Source organism: Oribacterium sp. oral taxon 102, assembly GCF_013394775.1.
Taxonomy (GTDB): Bacteria; Bacillota; Clostridia; order Lachnospirales; family Lachnospiraceae; genus Oribacterium.
Map to the genome: position 1 here is coordinate 80,750 of NZ_JABXYT010000001.1, position 23,397 is coordinate 104,146.

The 23,397-nt window shown below is 57.4% G+C and carries 18 protein-coding genes; all 18 read right to left on the minus strand.

Annotation, left to right across the window (positions count from 1 at the left end; translation table 11 throughout):
- Window positions 1–3: 3 nt before the first annotated feature.
- The 18 genes from HW273_RS00370 to HW273_RS00455 all read right to left on the minus strand — a co-directional run bounded on the left by HW273_RS00370 (window position 4) and on the right by HW273_RS00455 (window position 23,301).
- Window positions 4–1,224 (minus strand): class I SAM-dependent rRNA methyltransferase, encoded by a 1,221-nt coding sequence (locus HW273_RS00370; protein WP_179009709.1) that lies wholly within the window; start codon window positions 1,222–1,224, stop codon window positions 4–6.
- A 4-nt stretch (window positions 1,225–1,228) separates the two neighbouring features.
- A complete protein-coding gene (locus tag HW273_RS00375) occupies window positions 1,229–1,984 on the minus strand; it encodes an exodeoxyribonuclease III (RefSeq protein WP_179012353.1) in 756 nt (251 codons plus the stop codon).
- Between the two features lie 120 nt (window positions 1,985–2,104).
- The gene (locus tag HW273_RS00380; RefSeq protein ID WP_179009711.1) at window positions 2,105–4,579 is read right to left on the minus strand and encodes a glycosyltransferase family 2 protein; all 2,475 of its coding nucleotides are present in this window, start codon (window positions 4,577–4,579) and stop codon (window positions 2,105–2,107) included.
- A complete protein-coding gene (locus tag HW273_RS00385; RefSeq protein WP_179009713.1) occupies window positions 4,576–5,553 on the minus strand; it encodes a glycosyltransferase family 2 protein in 978 nt (325 codons plus the stop codon). Before HW273_RS00385 ends, HW273_RS00380 begins: the two co-directional genes overlap by 4 nt.
- Window positions 5,550–6,773: an alcohol dehydrogenase catalytic domain-containing protein gene (locus HW273_RS00390; RefSeq protein ID WP_179009715.1), complete on the minus strand. Its 1,224-nt coding sequence runs from the start codon at window positions 6,771–6,773 to the stop codon at window positions 5,550–5,552. Before HW273_RS00390 ends, HW273_RS00385 begins: the two co-directional genes overlap by 4 nt.
- 490 nt (window positions 6,774–7,263) lie before the next feature.
- Window positions 7,264–8,562 carry a class I SAM-dependent methyltransferase gene (locus HW273_RS00395; protein ID WP_179009717.1) on the minus strand — a complete coding sequence of 433 codons (1,299 nt, stop codon included), beginning with the start codon at window positions 8,560–8,562 and terminating at the stop codon, window positions 7,264–7,266.
- A 130-nt stretch (window positions 8,563–8,692) separates the two neighbouring features.
- A complete protein-coding gene (locus HW273_RS00400; protein WP_179009719.1) occupies window positions 8,693–9,670 on the minus strand; it encodes an NAD-dependent epimerase/dehydratase family protein in 978 nt (325 codons plus the stop codon).
- A gap of 263 nt (window positions 9,671–9,933) precedes the next feature.
- Window positions 9,934–12,066 (minus strand): thiamine pyrophosphate-binding protein, encoded by a 2,133-nt coding sequence (locus HW273_RS00405; protein ID WP_179009721.1) that lies wholly within the window; start codon window positions 12,064–12,066, stop codon window positions 9,934–9,936.
- A 331-nt stretch (window positions 12,067–12,397) separates the two neighbouring features.
- Window positions 12,398–13,048 carry a YesL family protein gene (locus tag HW273_RS00410; RefSeq protein WP_179009723.1) on the minus strand — a complete coding sequence of 217 codons (651 nt, stop codon included), beginning with the start codon at window positions 13,046–13,048 and terminating at the stop codon, window positions 12,398–12,400.
- Window positions 13,049–13,348: 300 nt separating this feature from the next.
- A complete protein-coding gene (locus HW273_RS00415; RefSeq protein ID WP_179009724.1) occupies window positions 13,349–14,350 on the minus strand; it encodes a hypothetical protein in 1,002 nt (333 codons plus the stop codon).
- Between the two features lie 153 nt (window positions 14,351–14,503).
- Window positions 14,504–15,616, minus strand: coding sequence for a DUF5305 family protein (locus HW273_RS00420; protein WP_179009726.1), 1,113 nt, complete (start codon window positions 15,614–15,616; stop codon window positions 14,504–14,506).
- Window positions 15,617–15,694: 78 nt separating this feature from the next.
- On the minus strand, window positions 15,695–16,879 hold the full coding sequence (locus HW273_RS00425) for a signal peptidase I (RefSeq protein WP_179009728.1): 1,185 nt from the start codon (window positions 16,877–16,879) through the stop codon (window positions 15,695–15,697).
- Window positions 16,872–17,309 (minus strand): hypothetical protein, encoded by a 438-nt coding sequence (locus HW273_RS00430; protein ID WP_179009730.1) that lies wholly within the window; start codon window positions 17,307–17,309, stop codon window positions 16,872–16,874. The genes HW273_RS00425 and HW273_RS00430 overlap by 8 nt, the downstream gene beginning before the upstream one ends.
- Window positions 17,306–18,037: a hypothetical protein gene (locus tag HW273_RS00435; RefSeq protein ID WP_179009731.1), complete on the minus strand. Its 732-nt coding sequence runs from the start codon at window positions 18,035–18,037 to the stop codon at window positions 17,306–17,308. The genes HW273_RS00430 and HW273_RS00435 overlap by 4 nt, the downstream gene beginning before the upstream one ends.
- A gap of 20 nt (window positions 18,038–18,057) precedes the next feature.
- Entirely contained in the window at window positions 18,058–18,693 is a 636-nt protein-coding gene (locus HW273_RS00440; protein ID WP_179009732.1) for a response regulator transcription factor, read from the minus strand.
- A 12-nt stretch (window positions 18,694–18,705) separates the two neighbouring features.
- Window positions 18,706–20,346 carry a sensor histidine kinase gene (locus HW273_RS00445; protein WP_179009733.1) on the minus strand — a complete coding sequence of 547 codons (1,641 nt, stop codon included), beginning with the start codon at window positions 20,344–20,346 and terminating at the stop codon, window positions 18,706–18,708.
- 305 nt (window positions 20,347–20,651) lie between these two features.
- Window positions 20,652–22,313, minus strand: a complete 1,662-nt coding sequence (locus HW273_RS00450; RefSeq protein ID WP_330603854.1) for a BCCT family transporter — start codon at window positions 22,311–22,313, stop codon at window positions 20,652–20,654.
- 97 nt (window positions 22,314–22,410) lie between these two features.
- Window positions 22,411–23,301 (minus strand): galactose ABC transporter substrate-binding protein, encoded by an 891-nt coding sequence (locus tag HW273_RS00455; protein WP_243206710.1) that lies wholly within the window; start codon window positions 23,299–23,301, stop codon window positions 22,411–22,413.
- Window positions 23,302–23,397: the final 96 nt, after the last annotated feature.

The window sequence follows — 23,397 nt, forward strand, 5'->3', positions numbered from 1 at the left end:
CCCTTACTTCTCGTCTACTGCCTGAAAAATGAAGAATTTCAGATAATAGGAGTTCTCGTCTCCGCTCCAGAGAATCGGATGGTCGGCGCACTGGGTGCGGAACGCAATCTGCCGGAGCCGCTTGTGTGCGCTCCGCGCCGCCTCTGCGATGGTCCTCCGGAACAGCGCCTCCGTCATAAAATGCGAGCAGGAGCAGGTTGCGAGGATCCCGCCGTCCCGGACGAGCCGAAGCCCCCGGATATTGATCTCCCGGTACCCGTTGACCGCCTGCCTCGTCGCCTCCCGCGATTTGGTGAACGCCGGCGGATCGAGAATCACCATATCGTACTGCTCACCGGCGGCGACCAGCCTCGGAAGCTCATCCAGCACATCCGCCTGCCGGAAATGCACACGGTCTGCCAGTCCGTTTCGCCTCGCGTTCTCCTCTGCCTCCGCGATCGCCAGCGGCGAGATATCCAGTCCGGTCACCTCACTCGCACCGGCAAGCCCCGCATTGAGCGCGAAGGTTCCCATGTGCGTGAAGCAGTCAAGCACCCGCCTGCCCTTCGCGAGCCGCTGAATCGCGAGCCGGTTGCACTTCTGGTCGAGGAAGAAGCCGGTCTTCTGTCCGTTCTCGATATCGACCAGATAGCGCACACCGTTCTCCGTAATCTCCACTCTCGTATCGAAGGGAGCCCCGAGGAAGCCCTTGTACGGCTCCATCCCCTCCTTCCGCCGAACCGGCGCATCGCTCCTCTCATAAACGCCGCGGATCTGTATCCCGTCCTCCATGAGAATCTCCCGCAGCTCAGATACCAGCATCGGCTTCAGCCTGTCGATGCCGAGTGCAAGCGATTCTACCACCAGCACGTCCTCATACTTGTCAATCACCAGCCCCGGGAGCCAGTCCGCCTCTCCGAATACGACCCGGCAGGAGGAAATGTCCACGACCTCCCTGCGATACGCCCACGCCGCCCGCAGCCGCTCACGGAAAAACGCTTCTGTAATCGGCTCCCTCGTCCGGCGTGAGAGCATCCGGATACGGATCTTCGATGCCGCATTGTAGAAGCCGTAGCCCAGAAAGAAGCCGTCGAAATCCTGCACCGTCAGGATATCCCCGTTCTCAAACGCCCCCTCCGTCCGTGCGATCTCATTGTCGAAGATCCATGCACCGCCGGACTTGAGCAGTCTGCCCTCTCCTTTTTTCAGAATCGCGATTCCCCCGGAAACCAATCCTCCGCACATACCACTACACCTCGATTTCCAGCTCAACCGGACAATGATCCGAGCCCATCACCTCCTGGTGGATACACGCGGCACGCATATTTTCCCGAAGCTTCTCGGAAACCACAAAGTAGTCGATTCTCCAGCCTACATTCCGCTCTCTCGCCTTCGTGCGGTAGCTCCACCAGCTGTATTCCTCCGCCTCGGGATGGAAATGCCGGAAGGAATCCACATATCCGCTGTCCAGAAGCTGCGAGAACTTCGCACGCTCCTCGTCCGAGAAGCCGGCGCTGTTGTGATTCGTCGCCGGATTCTTCAGATCAATCTCCTCATGTGCGACATTGAGGTCTCCGCAGTAGATCACCGGCTTCTCCTTCTCCAGCCCGAGGATATAGCCCCGCCACGCGTCCTCCCATTCCATCCGGTACGGGAGCCGCTTCAGCTCATTCTGAGAGTTCGGCACATAGACCGTGAGCACATAGCAGTCAGGAAACTCCGCGGTAATGACGCGCCCCTCCCTGTCATGCTCCTCAATGCCGATGCCGAAACGCACGGAAAGCGGCTCCTCCTTCGTGAAGAGCGCTGTCCCGGAATAGCCCCTCTTCTCTGCGTAGTTCCAGTACTGATGATAGCCCGGAAGCGGCAGCTCCAGCTGCCCCGCGGACAGCTTCGTCTCCTGCAGGCAGAAAATATCCGCATCCAATGCCCGGAAGTCCTCCATGAAGTTCTTTCCCAGCACGGCGCGAAGCCCGTTCACGTTCCACGAAATCATTTTTTTTATCATAGCTTTCCTCTTCTCTACCTCTGTCAAAGCATAGCACTCCGCTCATCATGATTCCGGCGAAAGGCTCCGGTAAATTCCCCCCGCCGAATCATCTGCGGAGTCCTGTCTCTCCCTCTGTCAGACGATCCCCTTCAGGATCTCCAATGGGAAGGGCTCGCCCGGCTTCTCCTTCGTCAGATCCCGGAGCACGAAGTTCGACTTCCGAAGCGTCAGGTTCGGATTGTAATAGGGGTCTCCCTCGCGAAGGATCTCCGGCCAGCGCCGCGCGAGTGCGATGATCTCCCGGTTGAAGCGCGCCACCTTTTCCGGCGTATCCTCCAGCCCTCGGGACTTCGATTCATAGTGGAAGAAGAGCGCGTAAGGATTGTAGACTACCTTCTGCCCCAGCGCGCGTACTTTCATGCAGTAGTCCACATCATTGAAGGCGACTGCAAGCTCCTCCGTGAAGCCCGAAACCGCGTCGAAGCTCTCCCGCTTCGAGAGCAGACAGGCGGCTGTCACCGCGGAATAATCCTGAATGCACTTCGCGCGGTGCATATAGGTATTCTCCTTGTCGTGAATGCCGATGAAGGCGGCGCCCGCAATGCCGCCGAAGCCCATCACGACCCCGCCGTGCTGAATCACGCCGTCCGGATAGAGCAGGCGTGCGCCGCAGATGCCGACATCCTCCCGCTGTACAAATTGCAGCATTTCCCGCAGCGAATCCTCTCGGATCAGCTCGATATCATTGTTCAGAAAGAGCAGATATCTGCCATGCGTGAAGCGGACGCCGAAATTGTTGATCGAGGAATAGTTGAACTCCCGCTTCCAGTGAACCACCCTGACTGCGGGACGGGCGAGCTTTCCCATGAAGACGGGCGGCCGCTCTGCCGGGCTCTCTCCGTCCGGGAGCGAAGCGGTATCCGTGAACGGGCTCGGAAATTCCCGCTGTATCTCCTCATAATACGAAAAGGTCTCCGGCTTCTCGGAATTGTTCTCCACAACGATGAACTCGAGATTCTGATAGTCCCCCTTCATCAGGGAGCGGATCGCGAGATCCAGATCCGCGCTGTGATCCTTATTCGGGATAATGACGGAAACAAGCGGCTCCACGCCCTGCTCCGTCCGCGCGATCTCATACTGCGTATGATAGAAGCCGTAGGTGATTCCCTTCTCCACCCGCCTTACCGGCAGTCCGAGCCGCCGGCAATGCGCCGTGATCGCACGCTCTCCCGCCGAAAAGGCATAGAGCTTCGCCTCCGGATTCGCCGCGGTAGAAAGCTGATGCGAACGCCAGTGATACAGCGCCATCGGAATATGAAGGATGTTCCGGGAGGTGAAGCGCCCCTCCCGAAGCAGCCGCTCGTCCGCCGCAGAGAGTCCGCTGCGCGCCTGCTGCTCCTCCGCGATACGGTCTGCCGCCTCGCAGGCACGGAGGATCAGGTCATAATCCTGCGCGCCGTCATACTCCTTCCGCTCATAGATCCGCTTGCCGCTCTCCGGATCCGGCTCTGAAATGCTCTCCAAAAGCGCCCGCTCCACCACGAAAAGATGGGTGATATAGTTCACGGAACGAAGCAGATCCGGGTTGTAGTCTGTCTTGAAGTGCGGCTCGAAGAGATAGGCGGACTCGAAGTCGATCTTGTCCTCATCCGTATAGATCAGCTTCGCATCCGGGTGTTCATTGATCTTTTTCGCGCACTGAAACAGCGCCTCCGGCGCGAGCTCGTCGTCATGATCCGCCAGCACGACGAAATCCGTCTCCGGAGAACAGAGGCGGATCGCTGCGTTCGTATTCTCGGAGATTCCCAGATTCTTCGCGAGGATCTCGAAGCGAAAGCGCGGATCTCTGGCCTGATACTCCGCGAGCACCTCCCGCGGGAGCTTCCCCAGGTTCTTCTCCCAGACCAGCCCCTCATACTGTGAGGCATCCGCGGCCAGCACCTCAAAATTCGAATAGGTCTGGGCACGAAGCGACTCCAGCATCCTGCGGAGGAACTTCTCCGGCGTACGGTAGACCGGAATCACGACTGCGAAGCGCGGCATGCTCGGAAAGCGCGTCTCCCGCTGCTGTAACGTCTCCTCCGTGCAACGGGTCTTTTTGTACCACTCGTTATAGTCGTAGTCCTCCGAAATTCCCCGCAGTCTGTGAATCGCCTTCCTGAACAGCACCCGCGGCCCGCTCTCACGGAGACAGTCCCATGCAACCTCGACCGTCTCCGGGTTCAGCAGCGCCAGCAGCTTCTCTCTCTTCTTGTGCGCATGAGAATTGAAGCTTTCGATCCGCTTATCATCGAACCGCAGCCTGCGCGTCCGTCCGTCTGCCGAGATCTCCAGAATGCAGCTCTCCCCGCTTCCGAAGCGGTACGGCACATTGATATCGAAGCCGAGCTCCCTGCGGAGCGGATGCCCTGTCTGCTTCTCATAGTCCGGGAAAAAGGCGGACGCCACGGAATCCCGGCGGACGCTCTCGATCGTCGTTCCCTCGATCTCCTGCCCTTTCCGGTCTGTGACGCGGTAGCCGACCTCCCGCTCCGGATCCTTTCCGAATGCCCAGCCCTGCAGGTTCAGCTTCCCCTCCCGAACCAGCGCGATATCCAGCTTTGTTCTCATTCCTCTACTTCCTTTACCCCTCTGTATTTCGGCGCATCCCCGAAGTTCAGCCGCTCCTCCTCCACGACGAGCGGGCGCTTCATTACCCTCTGATTGATGGAGAGAATGTACTCTCCGAGCAGCCCTATGAAGAAAATCTGCACCGATCCGAGGAAAAGCATCCCGATCAGCATCGGCGCCATGCCCGCAGGGAAACGATCCCACCAGATCAGCTTCATGATGAGATAGAGCAGCCCGATCAGCATACTGAGCGCGCTGCATACCGCGCCGAAAAAGACCGCCGTCCGGAGCCCCACCTTCGTATAGCTCGTGAAGCTGAGCATCGCCGCATCATAGAGCGTATAGAAATTATTATGGGTGACACCGGCGCGGCGGCGCGGCTGGGTATAGGGGATCTCGGTACGCCGATAGCCCAGCTCCGCCACGATCCCGCGGAGGAAGGGTGTCGGGTCGTCAAGGTTCCGCATCACATTGATGAACGCCTTGTCATAGAGCCCAAAGCCGGTAAACTGGCTGATCTGATCCACAGAGGACATCCGCCTGATGAAGCGGTAGTAGAGCCCGCGAAGCCGGTACATCAGCTTCGACTCATTGGAATGCGTCTTCACCCCGATCGCGATCTTGCTGCCTGCCTCCCATGCGGAAACAAAGCGCGGAATCATCTCTACCGGATCCTGAAAATCCGCTGCCATTAGTATGGTCGCGTCTCCCGTCGACTGAAGCATCGCATAGTACGGGCTGTTGAATTGTCCGAAGTTCTTCGCATTGAAAATCGCTTTAATGCCGCGATCCGCCTCGCAGAGCTGCCGGAGCCGCTCCCTCGTCCTGTCCTTCGAGTCATTGTCGATGAAGATGATCTCGTAGTGATAGGCAGGGAGGCTTTCCCGGAAGATCTTCCGGAGCGCATCCGCCATCGGAATGACGTTTTCCTCCTCGTTATAGCATGGCACTACGATACTGATGGTTTTTTTCAATTCCGTTCTCCTACCTTTACCGCGATCTTGATCGCCTTGCGATCCTTCATATCATAAATCGCACGTTCTATTTTGTCGAGCCCCTGATAGCGTCTCGTAATCAGCTTTCCCGGCTGTATGCCGGCAGCGCGCACCGAAGCCATCACCTGCTCAAGATGCGCCCTGCCTCCCCTCGAAAGCGAGAATTTCAGGGTCTTCCCCGCCATTCCCCGCCCCATCGAGAACTTCGGGAGAAGGATCGCATCCACCGCTGCATAGTCTCGTATAGAAAGCGTTGCGTCCTCCCCCCCGTCCCGAAGAAGCCGGACTCTTTGATGCTCCTGCTGCCATGCCTCGAGCTCCGGATCCGCGCCGAAGTACATCACATTGGAAATGATGCCCGTCCCATACTTCACCATATCCGCCGCCTGTGCGAGCGCAAGCTCGCTGCCGCCGCAGACAAGCACGGCGTCTGCGCCCCTGCCGTTCGTTCTTTGCAGTATCTCGTTCACGAACGCGGCGCCGGTCGAGTTCGAAAGCGGATGCATCGTCGGCGGAAGCGCTGCCGCAGCACTCCGGTAATCCAGCACCGTGACCGCGCAGCCCGGCGTTCCCATGGACTCCGCCAGCGCAGCATTTTCAGCCCGGGAGCCAATCGCGAAGATCTGCCGTGCCCCGCGGAGCCTCGCGGCGAGAATCGCCGCGAGGCCGATCGCACCGATGCCCATCACTGCCACGGTCTGCCCCGCCCGGATCTCCGCCTCCTCCGCAGCGGTGAAGCCGGTCTGCATCACATCCACGCAGATAAGCGCGTCCTCTAGCGTAAGTCCCTCGGGAATGTGCGCGAGGTTCCGATCCGCATAGGGCAGGTAGAAGCGCTCCTGAAACGCGCCGTCAATGGACTTCCCGAGCAGGTGTCCGGAGAAGTTATGTCCGGCGTGGGCATAGTTCTCCTCTACGTCCGGCTGCGACCAGTCCGGTGTGATGGCGGACACCGCCACGGTCTCTCCTACGCGGAAGTCCCGCACCTCGTTCCCTGCCTTGACCACCTCCGCGACGCACTCATGCCCCAGCGTCAGCTCCGTTCTCTTCGGCGAGCCCTGCCAGATGGTGTGAACATCGCTCGTGCATGGCGAAACCAGCAGCGGACGAAGCAGCACCCCATGCGCATCCCTTAGTACCGGCTCATCCTTCTCGACCCAGCCGAGCTCTCCCCGGGCTTTCAGTACGAAGGCTCTCATACCTTCTCCTCTCCATAAAATGCTACGATAATACATTCATATAAATTTATTTTATCAGAAAGCAAACTGAAATGACAGCTCTTTGGTGCTATCCTCCTATTCTGTCCGAAGCAACATGACTTTATATCGGCTTCTTTTTCTTTATCCTTCATCTCTTCTTCAGAGCTCTCAGCAATACTCTCCTTTGCACCCTCTCCCTGCTTAAAATATTATAAATCCAGCTTTATCGAAGACGAAAGACGGGGCTGTGAAAAAACAGGAAGCCCCCGCCGCATATCGCGACTCGAACCGCAAATGCATCGCACGATACATGGGCTCTGGTCTTCGTTTTTTCACAGCCCCATCTATTATTTTAGGACCATGAATTTTTCTCTGATTTCAAGCTTACGTAAAGCAAAAATCACACAAGAATCCGTCCTCGGATAAGAGTGATACGGCAACCCCCTGCCGAGGGAAATGAGACAACATCTTTTCCCTTTACGGAAGCAGATTATGGATGATTCTCCCCATAGCGGGTGATGCGCTTCCCGCGGAGCGCGAGAATCCCCACCTGCCCCCCATAGCGTGCCCGGATAATGTCGGCGATCTCGTCTGTATAGCCGGGTGCGACGATCAGGATCTCCTCCACCGGCTCCGTGAAGAAATGCTCCGGAGAAACGATCGGGATATGGGAGGCAGGCGCGAAGCGTCCCTGCTTGAAACGCGCCGAATCGATGATATAGCTCACCCGTCCGCCGAGCTCTGTGCTTGCTGCGAGCGTGAAGCCCTGATGGCTCGCTCCCCAGATCGCGAGCCGCTTTCCCTCTCGGCCGAGTCCGTCCAAATATCCCCGAATATCCTGCCGGAGCATCTCATAGTTCTCGAGCAGCGGCGAGATATCCAGCAACGCGCCGGAGAAGCAGAGCTTACTGAGCGTTTCCGGCTCTGCCTTCCGCACGATTGCCTCTATCGTATCCCGGTTCACGATCCGGGAGGACAGAAGCTCGAAGCCCGCCTCCTGCAAAAGCGCCTGCAGGGTTTCCTCGGTATAATTCGCGATATGATCCCGCAGGAGCTCATAATAGCCGTCATGCTGCAGGATATACTCGAAGCTCGGCACCGTCAGAAGCCCCAGCCCCCCGTCGCGCAAATTCCGACGGATCGTCCGCAGCATATCGAGCGGCTTCGGCTGATGCTCAAGGAAATTAAACTGCACGAAGGCATCAAAGGGCGCCTCCGGAAGCAGCTTCTCTCCCTCTGCGAAGTCCCGAAAGACCTGAAGCCCCTTCGCCTGCGCCTCGCGCGCCAGTGCCGCGCTGTGCTCAATGCCGAAGAGCACCGGACGGATACGGCGAATATGCACTGCATTTCTCTCTTCCGCCTCCGCATGCTCTGTCCCGGCCTCTCCCCGCTCGATGCCGTCCGTCTCCCAAAGGCTCTTCCACATTTCGAGAAATTCCCCGCGTCCGCAGCCGACCTCCAGAATTCGCGGATGCCTTAGCCCCTGCTTTTCCAGCTCTGTGAGGAGACGCAGATATTCCTCATGCCGAAGCCGTATCATGGTTTTTGTCCCGCCGCCCGCACGGATCACGTCCTTATAGTAGGACACGGGCTCCACCGGAAACTGTACCAGCCCGCAGGAATGGCACTGGCAGAGCGGAAGATCAATCCCCCTCTCCTCCGAAAGCAGCTCCTCCGTCGGGAGCTCCTGCGCGCTTGCCGGCATATCATGAAATGTACCGAGACTATGAAGCGCCCCGCCGCAGGCAATGCAGCGCTTGTCTCTTCTGTCTTTTTCATTTTCCGTCATGTTTCCCCTATCCCTCTTCTTCGACCTGCTATATTGTGGTCTTCATAAAGCCCGTATGCGGAATCCGTTACGGAATACGCTTATGTAACGGGGCCGTGAGAGAGCTGCCGCCTCGGAGAGGCTGTCTGAATCAGCCCTGCTCCTCCAGTATCCTCCTCCGAAGCTCCAGCATTCCCTCCCGGAAGGAAATCTGCTGCCGGAAGCCAAGCGCGGAAAGCCTCCGGATGTCCGGATCCATCCCGGCCGTACCCTCGGCATTGTCCCGGCGGACACCGAAGTGGAGCCGGAAGCCCGCGCCTGCCGCGCTGTCTCCCGCGGACAGCAGTGTCTCCGCCCCCTCCAGCACATAGTCTCGAAGCGGCTTCGTACTCTCTCCTGCTATGTCATAGATCCCGTTTCCTGCCGCCGTCTGTTCCGTGAGGAGGCAGAGTGCCGCAGCGAAATCCCGAATCTCCAGATAATTCCAGCGCTGCGTGCAGGGTCCCAGCGCAAACCCGTCCCCGGAAAGGCAGGCACGGCTCAGAGTATTCGTCAGCGTCGTCGGATGATCCCCGTAGCCGTACACGGAATAGATCCGGAGGTGCAGAAACGCCATCGTCCCCTGCTTCCGACTCTCCGCCGCCGCCCACTCGCCGAAGCGGAGCTTCGCACTGCCATACGCGCTGACCGGCTGCGGAGCAGACTTCGTACCGTTCCCGTACTCCGCCTGCGAACCCGCGAAAAGAAATTTCCCCGCGCCGAGAAGCTCCGCCATCCGATACGCCTTTTTCGCATTTTCGACATTTCGAGTCTGTATCTCCGGATCCTGCCGCCCCGCAGAGCCGACGCCGTCCCACGCGAAGTGGATCCAGCCGTCGATCACGGCTGTCTGCGCGTCCCTTCCCATCGCCTCGGAAAGAGCGGCGCGGTACCGCCCCTCCTCTGCCGTCGGCAGCGTGTCGAAATCGAAGCGCACGAGCCGCAGCGCCCGAAGCCCCGCATCCTGCAGTCCCGCTGTATTGCGGCTCCCCGGACGCACGATGCCGATGACATGATGTCCTCGGGCGAGGAGCGCCTCTGCCGAAGCTCTCCCCAGAAAACTGCTGACTCCGCTGATGACGATTCGCATTTCCGATTTTCTCCTCCCTTGCCGCGCTCTACAGAATGCGCCGCGCCCCTTCCGGAGCCACATCCCGCATTCTGTTCCCCTTCTCCGTTCTTTTCCCTCCGTAGCACACAATCGCAGCCGTTCCGGTAAGCCATTTGCAGTTCACCCGAAAAGGAACGGAGGAAACGCTGATTTATCCATGAACCAAGTGCCATGGGCGTGCGCCTTTTCCGATTTCATCCGTGTTTCCCTGAAGCTCTGCTTCCCTGAACGGTTACGCAGAATCAATCCCGCACTCTGCTGCATCGCCCGAGCATCAGCCGCCTAAGCTCCTCTTTCGGCAGAAAGGGAGCCATATCCTCCAGCGGCGGACTCTGCAGCGAGCCGTCCGGCAGCTTCCGCGCCGCAGACTTCGGCAGGAACTGCTGGCTGAGGCTCACCATGATCTCGCAGATCGCCGGTCCTTCCTCCGCGAGCGTCCTTTCAAAAGCCTCGGCGAGCGCTTCATTGCACGAAACGCGCACGAAGGGATAGCCATAGGCACAAGCGAGCTTCTCGAGATCCGGGAAGCTCAGGTCGCAGACACCGTCTATGCCGGAATCCACACCGATCCCGACCAGCGGTGCACCGAAGAAGCTGCTCTGGGTCTGCCGGATGGAATGATAGCCGCCGTTGTTAATCACAAAAATCTTGATCGGCATCCGATGATGGATAATGGTCTGGAGCTCCTGCAGATTCATCTGGAGCGAGCCGTCGCCGGTCAGCAGCAGGATATCATGCTTCGCGTAATCCGGATACTGCTCCTTTCTGCCCTTCCAATACAGATTCCGCCTGCCGTTCTCCTCCGCCTCCCGCCCGTCCGGGCCGAAGACCGCCACGCACGCACCGATCGCCGCCGGGAGATCATAGCCCATGGACGCGACACCGTCCTGGCTGATGAAGCGCGTGCCCCGCCGGATACGATATGCCTGTCCGCCCGCGACGCAGGCACTGCCGTTCCCGACCACGGTGATCTGTCCCTCTCCGGCAAGCCGGGACAGAATGTCCACCGCAGCATAGACATTCGCTGCTTCTCCGCGCTCCTTCCCGGGCAGGAAATGCTCCGGAAGCACGGTAGGGTAATTCTCCCGGTAAAAGGCGGCGGTCTCCAGCCAGCTCAGCCGCGCCTCCCGCACGCCGCGCTCTGCATCCCGTACCCGATGCTCACGCAGTACACGCTCCGCTTCCGGGAAATGACAAATCTGCTCTGCATCCGAAAGGAGCATCCCTTCCCCGCCGTCGAAAAGCCGCTCTATCCCCTGCACATCCAGCTCCATAAGCAGGGCGTCCAGCAGCGCCGCGGCATCGGCATGGATGCGGAGATCCGCATGTACGGACGGCTTCCGCAGCTCCTCCGCATCAATATCATTGACAATGACAAAGGCGTCCCGCGCCCATTCCCGGAAGTTGTACCCTACCTGCCGGATATTCAGGCGGGAGCCGATGCTGAACACGAGATCCGCATTCTGCACCGTGAGATTGCCCGGACGGTCTCCGCGTCCGCCCGGGCGCCCCGCATAGAGCGGCTCCTCGGTCGGGATCACATCCGGCGCGTTCCAGCCGACTACGACAGGGATGTTCAGCCGCTTCATCACGCGGAGGAAGCGCGCCTCCGCGCCGGCGATCCGGATGCCGTTTCCGGTATAGAAAACCGGTCTCCGGCTCTCCCGCAGCTTCTGAAGGATTTTCCGCGCATAGCTGCGAAGCGCCTCCGGGTCGTTCTCAGGAAGTCTCTCTCTGCCGGAAAGCGCACTGTCCTCCGGGATGCAGTGCCCGCCAGGCGCTGCCCAGCCGTCACCGCCCGCCTCATAGCCCTCCCGGTCGAAGCCGATCAGCTCCTCCGTCTCGATATAGCTTCCCTGTACATCTACCGGAATGTCGATCCAGACCGGTCCCGGACGCCCCGTCTGCGAGAGATAGAGCGCCTTCTCCAGTACGAAGCGCACGCGGTACGGGTCGATCAGCATCTCCGAATACTTCGCCATACAGCCGGTCGCCCTCGTAATATCGAACTCCTGATCCCCCATCGCACGGATACCTACGCCCGACCAGCGCGCGGTATTGTCATAACGCACCTGCCCGCTCAGCACCAGCATCGGCAGGGAATCCAGCCACGCCCCCAGCACGCCGGTAATCGCATTGGTGCCGCCCGGCCCCGAGGTCACGCAGACCAATGCGGGGCGATTATAGATCCGCGCATAGCTCTCCGCCGCCATGGCGCACGCCTGCTCATGATGCTGGTAAAGGCAGTGCATCCCCATCTGGTGTCCGAACGCGTCGTTCAGGTGCATCGCACCGCCGCCGGTCACGGTGAAATTCTGCGTGATGCCGTTCCGCACCAGCAGCTCCGAAATATAGTTGGCAAGTTTCTGCTTCATAATACACCCCTCAGCTCATTGTCGTTCTGCCCCAGATTATAGCATGGCAGCGGGGCGATTCCAATGCCTGTGGGCGCTCTGCCCCGACGGTATCTGTAATCAGCCGGGAATGGAGCATTTCTGAATTCAAGCTATATTCATCTTCAATCTTTCGGAAAAATTCCCGGAAAAGGGAGGAGGGCAGGGATCCTGCGACCCCTGCCCGAGTATTATGAAAAAAATCTTATTCGCTCGGATAACTCTCATTTGTTATCCTGTCCATACTATAAAAAACAGGCGTGAACAAAGTGTGTGTAGGCTGTAAACATTTTTGAAATAAACTATGAACAAACTATGGCTGTTCTTCCTCCGGCATATACCTCCGGAAAATGTGCTCGAACATCGTTGAATTGACCCATGCGATCGCCGGAAAGCCGAGAAGCAGCAGCACCGGAACGAGGATCGGGAGATAGAAAAGGCTGAAATACGCGGCGAGCACGAGCACCGCGTCCGTCACGAGCATCGCAAGCGTGCTGCCGAGATGCGTTATAGACATATAGATCGCGTTCGTCACGGTGCGGCGGATCGAATTGTCGAAGCGCGCCAGCACCGGCCATACATAGAGAAAGAGAAGAAGCCAAAGCAGCAGAATTGCAAGCGTAACGGCGCGCAGCACGAAGCGGAGCATATCGCTCCCCTCCATGATCCTGCCGAAGAAATAGAAATCGATAGAGAGTATGGAGCCCGCCAGCAGCATCGCAAGCCAGATCAGCGTCGCCTGCCGGAAATTCAGCCGGAAGCTCCGAAAAAACATCCGGACATTCCCGTCATCCTCGTCCCGCACGATCTTCAGCGTGCAGTAATAGAGCGCCGTTGTCGAAGCGCCGAGCGTGAAGACCGGCAGGCTGCATACGACCCACAGCAGGTTCAGCAGCATAATGTCGGCAAGCCTCCCGATGAAGCGCCAAACCGGATTTTCGTAATTAAAGAAGCCCTGCAGCATCCCTTCCCCCTCTTTCTCCGTTTATTTTCCTCTGTCTGTTTTCTCTGTTCATTGTCCTTTGCCCTCGTATTATAGAAAACATCCGAAGGGAATGCAATACGGGGAAATGCTTCCCATTATGGCATATATTATGAAAGCAGCATTAAGAAGCCGGCCCGATAGAAGCATCCTATCGAACCGGCTCCTTTTCTCACACACTAAGCGACATCGGAGGGCATTCTCTGTATGCTTTTGTCAGTCATTCCTTTTACGAATGATATGTCATCTGATTCCCTTCGCGATATGCTGATCGACCGCCGTTTACTTGTTCTGGTAAACAAGATAATTCGGATTTCCGGCATCCTTTCCTTCATTGAACTGATCCCAAAGGAAGTCGATTGTCACGGAAGCGCCCTTCTTCTGGCTGTCCGCATCCTTATTATCCGCCATAAGCTCCGTAGTACCTGTCGTATACTTTCCGGTCGCATCCGGATCCATTGCTACGCCGATCAGGACATCCATTCTGTTTTCCGTCGGGCTGCAGAGGATGGTCGCATTTTCAATTGCTGCTTTGACGACAGCCGGATCCAGCTTTTCCAGTGCGGACAGTCTCATGAAATGTACCTTGCCCACTGTGAAATAGTCCTCATCATTCTGCGACAACGCCTTGGTGAGCTTAAACACGCTCGGCTCCGCGCTGCTTCCCGGAATCAGCTCCTGATGCATGTACAGCGCGATTCCCAGCATATTCTTCACCGTATCATTTGCAACAAAGGTATTATCTACTCCCTCAACCGTAAACTTCATGGTGCTGAGCTTCGCCGCAATGCTGCCTACGTTCAGGAGATCCGCACGGAATGCCTGCGCATAGCCGGGATACATTTCATTGATCTCAAGCTTGATCGTATCACTGCCCAATGTCGTCGCCTTATTGTACGGCCCGATCGTCCTCGGAATCAGCTCCGCATCCTCGAGCTCGGCATCGAAATCTATATTGTTGTAGCCCTTCTGGCGCACCTTATAGGCATCAATGGAGCCGTCCTTTGCGATCTTGTTATAGTCGCTTGTCCCTCTCATAAAGAAGTGATCATCCACATAACCGCTGTCTCCGATCCCGTCCACGATACTCCAGCCGCCCTGCAGGGTCTCGTTGTCGTACTGTGCATACAGCCCGAGGTCGACAAAGGTTACGCCGAAATCACCGGTCGTTGCCTTCGTCGTGACATGCAGCGTATCCGTCCAGTATGCATAGCCGGTTCCCGTGAGGATAAGGGATAACGCAAGAAGTCCGCCAATCAGAGATTTCTTTCCTGCTCTTCTCATAAAATACCGTCCTTTCTGCAATATGCTTTTTAACAATTGTTCAGGAATCGCGAATCCGTCTCTCCTTTACTGCTATCTGAACAATACCATGCAGAAAGCGGCGGCACATCTCCATAAGGTCTGATTTTACATATGCCTTTCGGCTATTCCGGACTACTCCGAAAGTGGTACGGACATCGGAGGCGCATAGAGGAGAACATAGCAGGTCTCCTGCCCGTATACCGAGAATCTCCCGTTCCGCGGACAGCCCCGCTCATCCAGACTGCAGAGCACCGGCTGCCGCAGCTCCTCGGCGATCAGGAGCAGGCTGTCCATATTCTGTATCCTGCAGCAGGGCTTCCCGCTCTCCTCCTCCGGCTCTATCAGAAAGACGAGCCGGCTGCCGTACCGCCGGAGAAGCCGCTTCATACGAAGCCTCCATGCATCCTCCTCCGAGGGCAGGCGCGTGAAGAAGCGGGTGAAGAGCAGGCCGCCGAGACCGAGGGCAAAGAGCAGCCCGCCGCCCAGAAGCCTAGCCGGAGAAGGGCCGAGCATCCTGCTCCCGCTCTTCGAGATTTCCCCGCTCTCCGGCGCGGTCTCCGGCTTCTCCATGGTATAGAAGCCGCTTTCCAGAAGGAGCGGGAGCGGAAGCGCATAGGAAAATTGCTCCTGCCGACGCTCCGTCTCCGTATCGATATAGCAGTCCCCGGAGAAAAGCAGATAGCAGCTCCTTTCCGTGCTCCCTCCTAATGTATTTTCGATCCGCTCCAGCTGCGCGGCATACTCCGCAGGGAAAATATTCACGGTTTCCTCTGCCGCAGCACTTCCGTCCGCCTCCCTCTGCATTTTACCCTCCCGCAGGGGGAAGCGTTTCTCATAAATCTGTTTCCGGACATCCTCCTTCGTATAAAACCCTTCCAGAACTGCGGTAAGCGTATAGTTCCCGCCAAGCTCCGCATCTATGCTTCCCTGTCCGCGAAGCTCCGAGCGCAGGCAGACCTCAATGTAATCCGTCAGTGCAGCGGAATACATCCTTTCCTCCGGAAGCCATTCCTCTTCATAGATGTCATTCGGATGCAGCCTGACCCGGTATGCGCTGTCCGCATTGAACGTATAGGCATAGAGGATGTCCTTTTCGGAAACGCTCCGGTTTCTCCAGCCGGAGGCAAAGAGCAGAACGCCCATAAACAGGACAATGCCGCCGACAGCATAGGCAAAGCTGCGCCTCCGTCTGTCAAATACCGGTCTGGGCAGCGCCCTTTTCCGCTTTTCGGCTATTGCTTTCATAGCACTCTCCATTCCGCCGTCTCCGCCGACGGCATCAAGCGTTCCACGCAGCGCCTATGGTTCCGAAGCTCCCTGCTTCTACGGAGACGAATCCACGACGCCCTCCGGGGTCTCCCTTTCACTGTGCAGAAGCAGCACGGGAATGCCCGCCTTCGGGAGGATTCTGACGACGGTTCCATTCACATCATTCGGCTGAACCGGCTGTACATCCTCGGAGGCGTTATTGTCTCCCTTTGTGACGAAGCTCCGGTTCCCCGCTTCATCCTCACGAATCTCTATGATCCGGTGCGTAATATTGATTTCCTTCCGCTGAAAATTCAGGATCTCCCCCTCCTCTATCCGGTAGATCTCCCTTTCCTCGGAGAGACGCCGGATGATCACGACATCCCCGGGGAAGATGACCGGCTCCATGCTTCCCGTCAGGACGACCGAGGGATACAGCGGAAATACGCCGATACAGAACCAGTAAAGGCCGATCGCCGTAAAAAGCCCCAGCAAATAAGAAATCGAAATGCCGGAGATCTCCCTCCCGCCCTCTTCGCCGAGTCTGTATTGCTCCCTGATAAACAGAGCATACAGAACCGGAAAGCAGATGCCGATAGAAGCCTCCCCCAGCCACGGAAGCTCGGGAAGGAACGGAAAAAGCCTCTGGAAGAGAGAGGCAGTCCCCGCATAACACACCGCCGCGCCCGCTCCGCCGCACTGTGCCAGTACCGTGAGAAGCGCCTGAAGAGAAACCCCCGGCGCTGCATCACTTGCGAGATAGATAAAGAGCTCCCGTTCGCTCCTGAGCTGTCCGAGCTTCACGGTATTAAGCATAAGAAGCGACAGGAAAAGCGTCAGAAGCGTGATCCGAAACGCTCTGTGCCGCACACTGCGGCGAATACTGCCGAGCGCATACGCCCGAATCCCCTCCCGCACGAGAATCGGCAGCATGACTTCAAAAATATTCCGGAGAATCCCCGGGAGTGAGTGGTCATAGGGTGTCGCCGCCAGCTTTTTCATAATGACGCCCGCCATATAGCGGATCGCGAGGCAGATCCCTGCACCCGAAAAAGCGTAGAGCCGCATGCTTCTGCGAAGTCCGCCCCTCACAGGGATGTCCGCCCTCGGGAAAATGACATACAGAAGAAAAAGAAGCGTGAGCCAGTACGCGGAAAACAGAAGGAGATCTGTTGACAGAAGCCCCCTGATTCCCGGAAGCACGGAAAGGCTCAGCAGGAAAAGCAGCAGAAGGCTGCAGTATCCGTACCTCCTATGCATGCGCCGCGCCGCCGTTCTCTTCTATTGTATTTTCGCCGCACGCTTCCTCTGTCTCCTTATCCTCCCTCTCCGCATCGGATTTCCGCTCTGTCTCCCTTTCTTTCCTTTCCGCATCCGCTTCCGTCTCTGCCGTTTCTTCTTCTCTCTCCGCACCGGTCTCCGTCTCTGCCGCCTTTCCTTCCGCTTCTCTCCGCTCACTTTCGGCAGCTTCATTCTCAGACCCTTCACTTTCCTTGAAGAGCGCTGCCGCTTCCTCCAAAAGCGCCCCCGGCGCTGTGCTTTCCATTTCTTTGCAGTGAATCTCTACCGGATAGCAAACAGGAAGCTCACAGCGCACAAACAGACGCTCCGTCCAGTACGCGTAGGCAGTAAAGGCGGATGTCAGCATCAGCGCCACGCCCAGCAGGATCACAGCCTCTCTTTTTCTCATATGATCGCCTCCTCTCCCCCTGTCGCGGCACGCTGATCCAGCGCAATCGCGATCTCGCAGGAATAAACGATATGGATTCCATCCTCGTCGAAGCTCCTCCCGGGAAGCTCCTCCAGCTCCGAAATCCGCTTCTCCGTAAGTGTAAGCTCCGGGGGCATACCGGACAGCAGATCCTCCTCTGCAAAAAGCAGCAGCGTTCCATAGAGCACGCCGTCCTCTTCCGCCAAACTGTGCTCTCCCGAAAAGAGTCTGCTCTTTTGGAAGAAGCTGTGCTCCGGTCTGTAGCGGTAGGTGCAGCCGTCTGTCGTGAGATACCAGTCGGTCGGCGTCATCTTCACCGTGACAGGCTCTTCCTCCGCCTGCCCGATCGCCGCCTGCGCAGGCACCTCCTTTTCCAGTATAGCATAGGAGATCCGCAGACGATTCCCCTCCTCCAGGAGCGCAGCCGGCAGCGCATCGGCGAAGCGGAAACGGATGCGTTTTCCATCCTCCTCTACCACGGCTTCTACGGAAAGATCCGTAAGAACCTCCCCCTCCTCATTCACGACGGCAGCATCGGCGCTGTCCTCCGAGAATACATTATCAAAGGATCCGCTGATGAGCCGCTGCTTCACACGCATTCTGCTGACCCAGCCCGAATAGCTTCGCCCGATTCCTCCCAGGCAAAGCAGAAGGACGAGCCCCGTAATAATCAGGCTGGCGTTCCTTCCTACTCTCCTCTTTTTCATGGCATTCTCCTTTTCCGCTCTCACCGGAGCTCCTTTTCCTCCTCAAAGCAGCCGTCCCTCGCAAATATAGCAGCCTCTACGCGGCTCCTCATCTCCAGCTTGGAAAGCACGCTGCTGACATGCTTCTTCGTCGTCCCCGTCGAGATGCACAGCGCTTCGCTGATCTCTGCATTGGAGCAGCCGCGTCCCAGCAGCTGCAGAACCTCCCTCTCCCGCTCTGTCAGTCGTTCAAGCCTCTTCTCCTCTTCGGAAATCGTCCCGGAATTTCCGATCAGCTCCATGGAATAGAACTTCCCGCCTCGTTCCACCGCCTTCAGGCCAAATATGATTTCATCTATGAACGCATCCTTCAGGATGTACGCATCCGCCCCCATCGCTCTGGCATGGGAGAAATCACTTTCTCCGGAGGAAGAGCTGATGAAGATGGTTTTCGTCGCTTTCCTCTCCTTTTTCAGCCATTTCAGGAAGTCAAAGCCGCTTTCCTCCTTCAGCCTGATATCAATGAACGCGATGTTTATATTTGTATTGCACATGCAGCAGGCGACTGCCTCCCGGACACTGCCCGCCTGCTGCACCTCTTCCTCCGGACGGTACATGTGAAGAATCGTTTCCAGCCCCTGCCTCGACAGAGGGTGGTCATCTAATATCAAAAACATAAGTACCTCCTCCTATTTCCGCATAGGAAGCCGCAGTATGACTCTCGCTCCCTGTTCTTCCCTGTTTTCCAGCAGCAGCGTTCCCTTAAAAAGAGCCGCCATGCCATACAGATTCTTCAGTCCTCTCCCTCCTCCCGTGCCCTTTCCTTTTTCAAATCCGCTTCCGTCGTCCTCCACGCAGATCTCCGTTCCATTCTCCTCTGTACGAACCCTGACGCGGATCTGCTTCGCCATCCCATGCCGGATCGCATTATTAACCGCTTCGCAGATCGTTCTGTATACGACGATCTTTTCCGCAGCGGAGAGCGCTTCGCTGCGCAGGTTCAGCTCCGTATCGATCCTGACCGCATGGAGATGCTCCGCCTCCTCCATATAGCTCCTGATCCTGCCCTCGAAGCTCTTTTCTCCAAAGGCCTCGAACTGTCTTCCGTAGATAGCATCCCGAAGCTCCTTCATGGTAAGCGCTGCCGAGCCCCGAAGCTCCTCCAGCCGTTCCTTCAGCGCATCCTTTCCGATCTGTTCCGCCTGTGCACCCAGCACGCGGAGACCGCAGCTCAGTCCGAAGAGCTTCTGGATCACCGTATCATGAAGTTCGTCCGCAATCCGGTTCTTCTCCTCCGCGGAGATAAAGCCCTCCAGCTGTCTCTGGATATCCACCTCCCGAAGCATGCTCCTCGCAAGCTGAAGATAAAATTCCTTTTCCCGGCTGTTCCGGCTATCTGCATCCAGTATGAGCATAGCCTCTCCATAACTCCCGCTGCCGATCCGAAGCACTTCATAGCGCTTCCCTCGGATCGTAATGCTGCGTTCCTCTCTCTGTCCGCCCTCCTGCACTCCCATCCCCTCCGGCAGACCGCGGAGCCATTCGAGCAGCCGCTCCCCTGTGTCCTCCCCTATCCCGCTCCCAAGGGTCGTCACGCTCCCGTCCGGGCTCCTGATGATAAACTCGCAGCCGCCCGCCGATATGCTGCCCGCGATAAGCTCCGCCAGCTTCTGCAGCACCTGCTCCGGATTCGTCAGCGCCATCAGACTGAAGCCCTCATACATACCGCGGATCTGCTGCAGCGCGTATTTTTCCCGCAGGTTCTCCTCCTCCAGCTGTCTGTTCAGCACCGCCAGCTCCCTCCGTCCCTCTGTGAGCAGGAGGGCATAGCTGCGGAAGACGTAAAAGGCGCCAACGATAATAATGATGCCGATCAGGATATTCAGATCCGGTTCCGCACCGGTTCCGATTTCCATCGCCTCCCCCAGAACCGCACAGAGGATCCCCCATACCACAGCAAGGGCAGGAAGGAAAGCGTGGTGTCTGTCCCCGTTCAGGCTGAGCAGGATGCAGCTCAGAAAATACCAGATAAACGGACTGAAAATACCGCCGCTTAAAAAAATAAAAATTCCGTACGCCAAAAGCTCCATCGCGAAGAGGATGCCGGCAGCAAGCCGGTCTTTCCTGGAGGAAAGGTAGAGGTGATTCCCAAGCAGGCAGGAAATCAGCATTCCCGTCAGGATCCCCCAGAACGCTGTGTTTCCCCTCCTCTCATGCAGTATGGTGAAGCTCCATGCAATCGAGGACAGTCCCAGAGAGAGCAGACGGTATTTCATGCAGAGTGTCAGATAGTCCTTCAGATAATTCGTATCCTCTTTCCCCTTATCCATTCCGAACCTCCGTTCTGTCCTTTCCCCTCTTCCCTTTTTCTGTCCTTCCTTCTTCTGACTGTATACCCCGTAATTATTTCCTAATATATATGATATTCTATCTGTTTTTTAAGCTAAAATATAGTATCCAGCGAATACTTTTTCATATATTTAGTGCATTTTTCTCAATAAAACGAGCACTATATAAAAAAATTAAGGACATTATATACAAATTAAATTTGTTGTATGCAAATTGCACAAGCCCGCATTGCGAGCCGCCTGTAAAACGGACGGCTCGCAATGCGGGCTCTCGGTCTGCCTTCCGGCTATCTCTCCCCGTAGGAACGCTCCCAGTTCTCGAGCAGCACTTCGATGCCCTCGTCCGACATCGGATCGAGGCACCCCTCTCCGGCTCTCGTTTGCTCCTTTAAATTCCCGAGCTCCGGCAGCCGCTTTCCTGATGTCCTCCTCTCCAGAAGCGGCAGCTCCTCCTCCTTATATTTCTTCGCGTCCTTCAGGAAGCTGACAGAGATCAGCAGAATCACGAAGCCGATCGGAAACGCAGCGATGATCGAAACGGATTGCAGATTCGCCATCGAGCTCTCCGAGAAGACCAACGCAACCGGAAGCAGGATCAGCAGCACGGCCCAGAGCGCCTTCACGGCGCTGCCGGGCTCCTCCCCCTCTCTCAGCTCACGGTAGCTGTACTGCGCCGCCACAAGCGCGATCGAGTCAAAGGAGGTCGCATAAAAGGCGATCATTGTCAGGATCAGCACGAGGAGCACCAGAGGAGAGAGCGGCAGCGTCTCCGCAACCGAGATGATCGTCCGGTACAGATTCCCCGTCATATGATAAAGCCCCAGCACATCCAGCCTGCCGGACAGCTGCAGCCCCAGCGAATAGTTCCCGAGGATAAGGAAGCTGAGGCAGGTGCTCCCTACGCCGAAGGCATAGCCCCCGAGGATCACATCCCGAATCCGTCTGCCCCGTGAGATACTTCCGATGAAGAAGGGGGCCGCCACGCACCAGACCATCCAGTACGCCCAGAAAAAAATCGTCCAGTTCTGCGGGAAGAAGTTCTCCCGGAGCGGATCCGTATAGGTCGCCATCGGGAAGAAGTTCTGTATCAGCCTCCCGACTGCGGCGAAGCCATTCTCGAGAATGAAGCGGCATTCCCCGCCGAAGAGGAGGACATAGGCGAGGAGTCCATAGAAGAGCCAGGAGCAGAGGCTCGCAAGCAGCGAAATCCCCGCCATACCCCGAAGCACTGCCACAGTATAGAGCGCGCAGGTCAGAAGCAGGATCAGGATCGTGACTGTCCGCGTATCGAGCGGGAGCCCGAAGAGCTTCCGCACCGCCTCCGCGAGCAGCGGTGTCGCCACAGAGAAGGTCGTCGCCGTCCCGGCAAGCAGGGCGAAGACCGCAAGCAGATCGATAAGGCGGCCGGCGAAGCCGTCCGTATATTTTCCGAGCAGCGGGCGGCACGCCTCGGAATATTTCTGACGGTAGCCCTTCCGCACATGCAGCATGAAGCCGAAGGCAGCCGCCAGCAGAAGATAAAAGCCCCAGGGGATCAGTCCCCAATGAAAGAGGGAATACGTCACTGCCCAGTCCTGCAGCGGCCCCATAGAGAGGACATGCGTCTCTCCCGCGTAGCTGAGCCATTCACAGAAGGAGTAGAAGAGGATATCTGCGGCAAGTCCAGCGGTAAACATCATCGCCCCCCAGCGGAAGAAGCTGTAGCGCGGCTTCTCCCCCGGCTCCCCCAGCACGATCCCGCCGTATCGAGAGAAGGCAAGATAGAGAGAGAGCAGGAAAACACCGAGCCCCACGAGAAGATAAAAAAGTCCCAGCTCGTTTCCGAGGAAGCCCCGTACCGCGGAGAGCGCCGCATTCGATGCCTCCGGCTGTACGAAGAAAAGGATGCAGAGAAGCACGATAGAGAAAAACGGGAAGAGTGTCAGGCTCCAATCGATCTTTTTGTTCATTTTTGTCTCCATTCAAAATATTTTGAACAATATAGCACCCGTTTTCTCCAAAGTCAAGAGCCAAGAGAGCTGTCCGCAAGGGACAGCTCTCCGGATATTATTCATATTCCTCTACATTGTTCATCCGGATTTTCTCATAGGGAAGACGGATATACTTCCCGTCCCGGAGGGGCAGATCCCCGAGCTCCTCCCCGATGCCGAGACGGAAGCAGAGCGCAAACATCTGCTCCGCCTGCCCTCGCGCGTCATTATAGACGGTACCCGCCATCGTACCGTCCCGCACCGCGGCTCTTCCGACCTTCGTGCCGTCGATGCCGTAAATCAGCGGGCGGCGCGCACTCGGGACGCCCTGCTCCCGGTAGGTATCGATCGCGCCGAGCGCCATATCATCATTGTTCGCGAAGATCAGCTCGATGCTGTCTCCAAGCTCCTGATAGAGCCGCGTCATCTTCGTCTGCGCCTCCGCCCGGTTCCAGTTGCCGATCGCGTAGCCCAGCTTGTCCACCCGCACACCCGCAGCGATCAGCGTATTCACGCAGTACTCCGAGCGGACGATCGCGTCCTGGTGCCCCGCCTCTCCCTCGAGCACGATGTACTGTATCGCGCCGTCCCGGTTCTTATCATAGGCAGAGATCCCATCCGTACAAGCCCCAAGGATATCCTCCGCCGCGAGCTCCCCCTGCATCACACCGGATTCGGTCGCATCGGCACCGACATAATAGAGACGGTTCCACTGCAGGAGATCCTCCTCCACCAGCTCCCGATTGAAGAAAATCACCGGGATATCCTTCCGCTTCGCGCTGTCGATGATCTCTGTCGGGGCCGTCCGGTCTACGAGATTCACGCAGAGGATGTCGCAGCCGTTCTGTATCATCTCCGCCACCTGCTCGTTCTGCGTCCGCTGACTCGTCGCAGCGTCGTAGATCTCGATATTGATCTCATAGCCCTCCGCCCGCTGGCGGGATGCCGCCTCCTCGAAAAAGCGCATGAATTCCGAGAGGAAGGTGTCATACTGGTCGTAAAGCGTGATGCCGACCCGGATTTTCTTTTTGTTTTTCGTCTCCGCTCTTCCGCAGGCACCGAG

Excerpts from the sequence above, each read along its gene's own strand:
- HW273_RS00380 (WP_179009711.1), bottom strand. The coding sequence starts at position 4,579 with ATGAGAACAAAGCTGGATATCGCGCTGGTTCGGGAGGGGAAGCTGAAC.
- HW273_RS00390 (WP_179009715.1), bottom strand. The coding sequence starts at position 6,773 with ATGAGAGCCTTCGTACTGAAAGCCCGGGGAGAGCTCGGCTGGGTCGAG.
- HW273_RS00450 (WP_330603854.1), bottom strand. The coding sequence starts at position 22,313 with ATGAACAAAAAGATCGATTGGAGCCTGACACTCTTCCCGTTTTTCTCT.
- HW273_RS00405 (WP_179009721.1), bottom strand. The coding sequence starts at position 12,066 with ATGAAGCAGAAACTTGCCAACTATATTTCGGAGCTGCTGGTGCGGAAC.
- HW273_RS00455 (WP_243206710.1), bottom strand. The coding sequence starts at position 23,301 with ATGCGCTTTTTCGAGGAGGCGGCATCCCGCCAGCGGGCGGAGGGCTAT.
- HW273_RS00430 (WP_179009730.1), bottom strand. The coding sequence starts at position 17,309 with ATGAGAAAAAGAGAGGCTGTGATCCTGCTGGGCGTGGCGCTGATGCTG.
- HW273_RS00415 (WP_179009724.1), bottom strand. The coding sequence starts at position 14,350 with ATGAGAAGAGCAGGAAAGAAATCTCTGATTGGCGGACTTCTTGCGTTA.
- HW273_RS00395 (WP_179009717.1), bottom strand. The coding sequence starts at position 8,562 with ATGACGGAAAATGAAAAAGACAGAAGAGACAAGCGCTGCATTGCCTGC.
- HW273_RS00370 (WP_179009709.1), bottom strand. The coding sequence starts at position 1,224 with ATGTGCGGAGGATTGGTTTCCGGGGGAATCGCGATTCTGAAAAAAGGA.
- HW273_RS00445 (WP_179009733.1), bottom strand. The coding sequence starts at position 20,346 with ATGGATAAGGGGAAAGAGGATACGAATTATCTGAAGGACTATCTGACA.
- HW273_RS00440 (WP_179009732.1), bottom strand. The coding sequence starts at position 18,693 with ATGTTTTTGATATTAGATGACCACCCTCTGTCGAGGCAGGGGCTGGAA.
- HW273_RS00425 (WP_179009728.1), bottom strand. The coding sequence starts at position 16,879 with ATGCATAGGAGGTACGGATACTGCAGCCTTCTGCTGCTTTTCCTGCTG.
- HW273_RS00435 (WP_179009731.1), bottom strand. The coding sequence starts at position 18,037 with ATGAAAAAGAGGAGAGTAGGAAGGAACGCCAGCCTGATTATTACGGGG.
- HW273_RS00410 (WP_179009723.1), bottom strand. The coding sequence starts at position 13,048 with ATGCTGCAGGGCTTCTTTAATTACGAAAATCCGGTTTGGCGCTTCATC.
- HW273_RS00420 (WP_179009726.1), bottom strand. The coding sequence starts at position 15,616 with ATGAAAGCAATAGCCGAAAAGCGGAAAAGGGCGCTGCCCAGACCGGTA.
- HW273_RS00400 (WP_179009719.1), bottom strand. The coding sequence starts at position 9,670 with ATGCGAATCGTCATCAGCGGAGTCAGCAGTTTTCTGGGGAGAGCTTCG.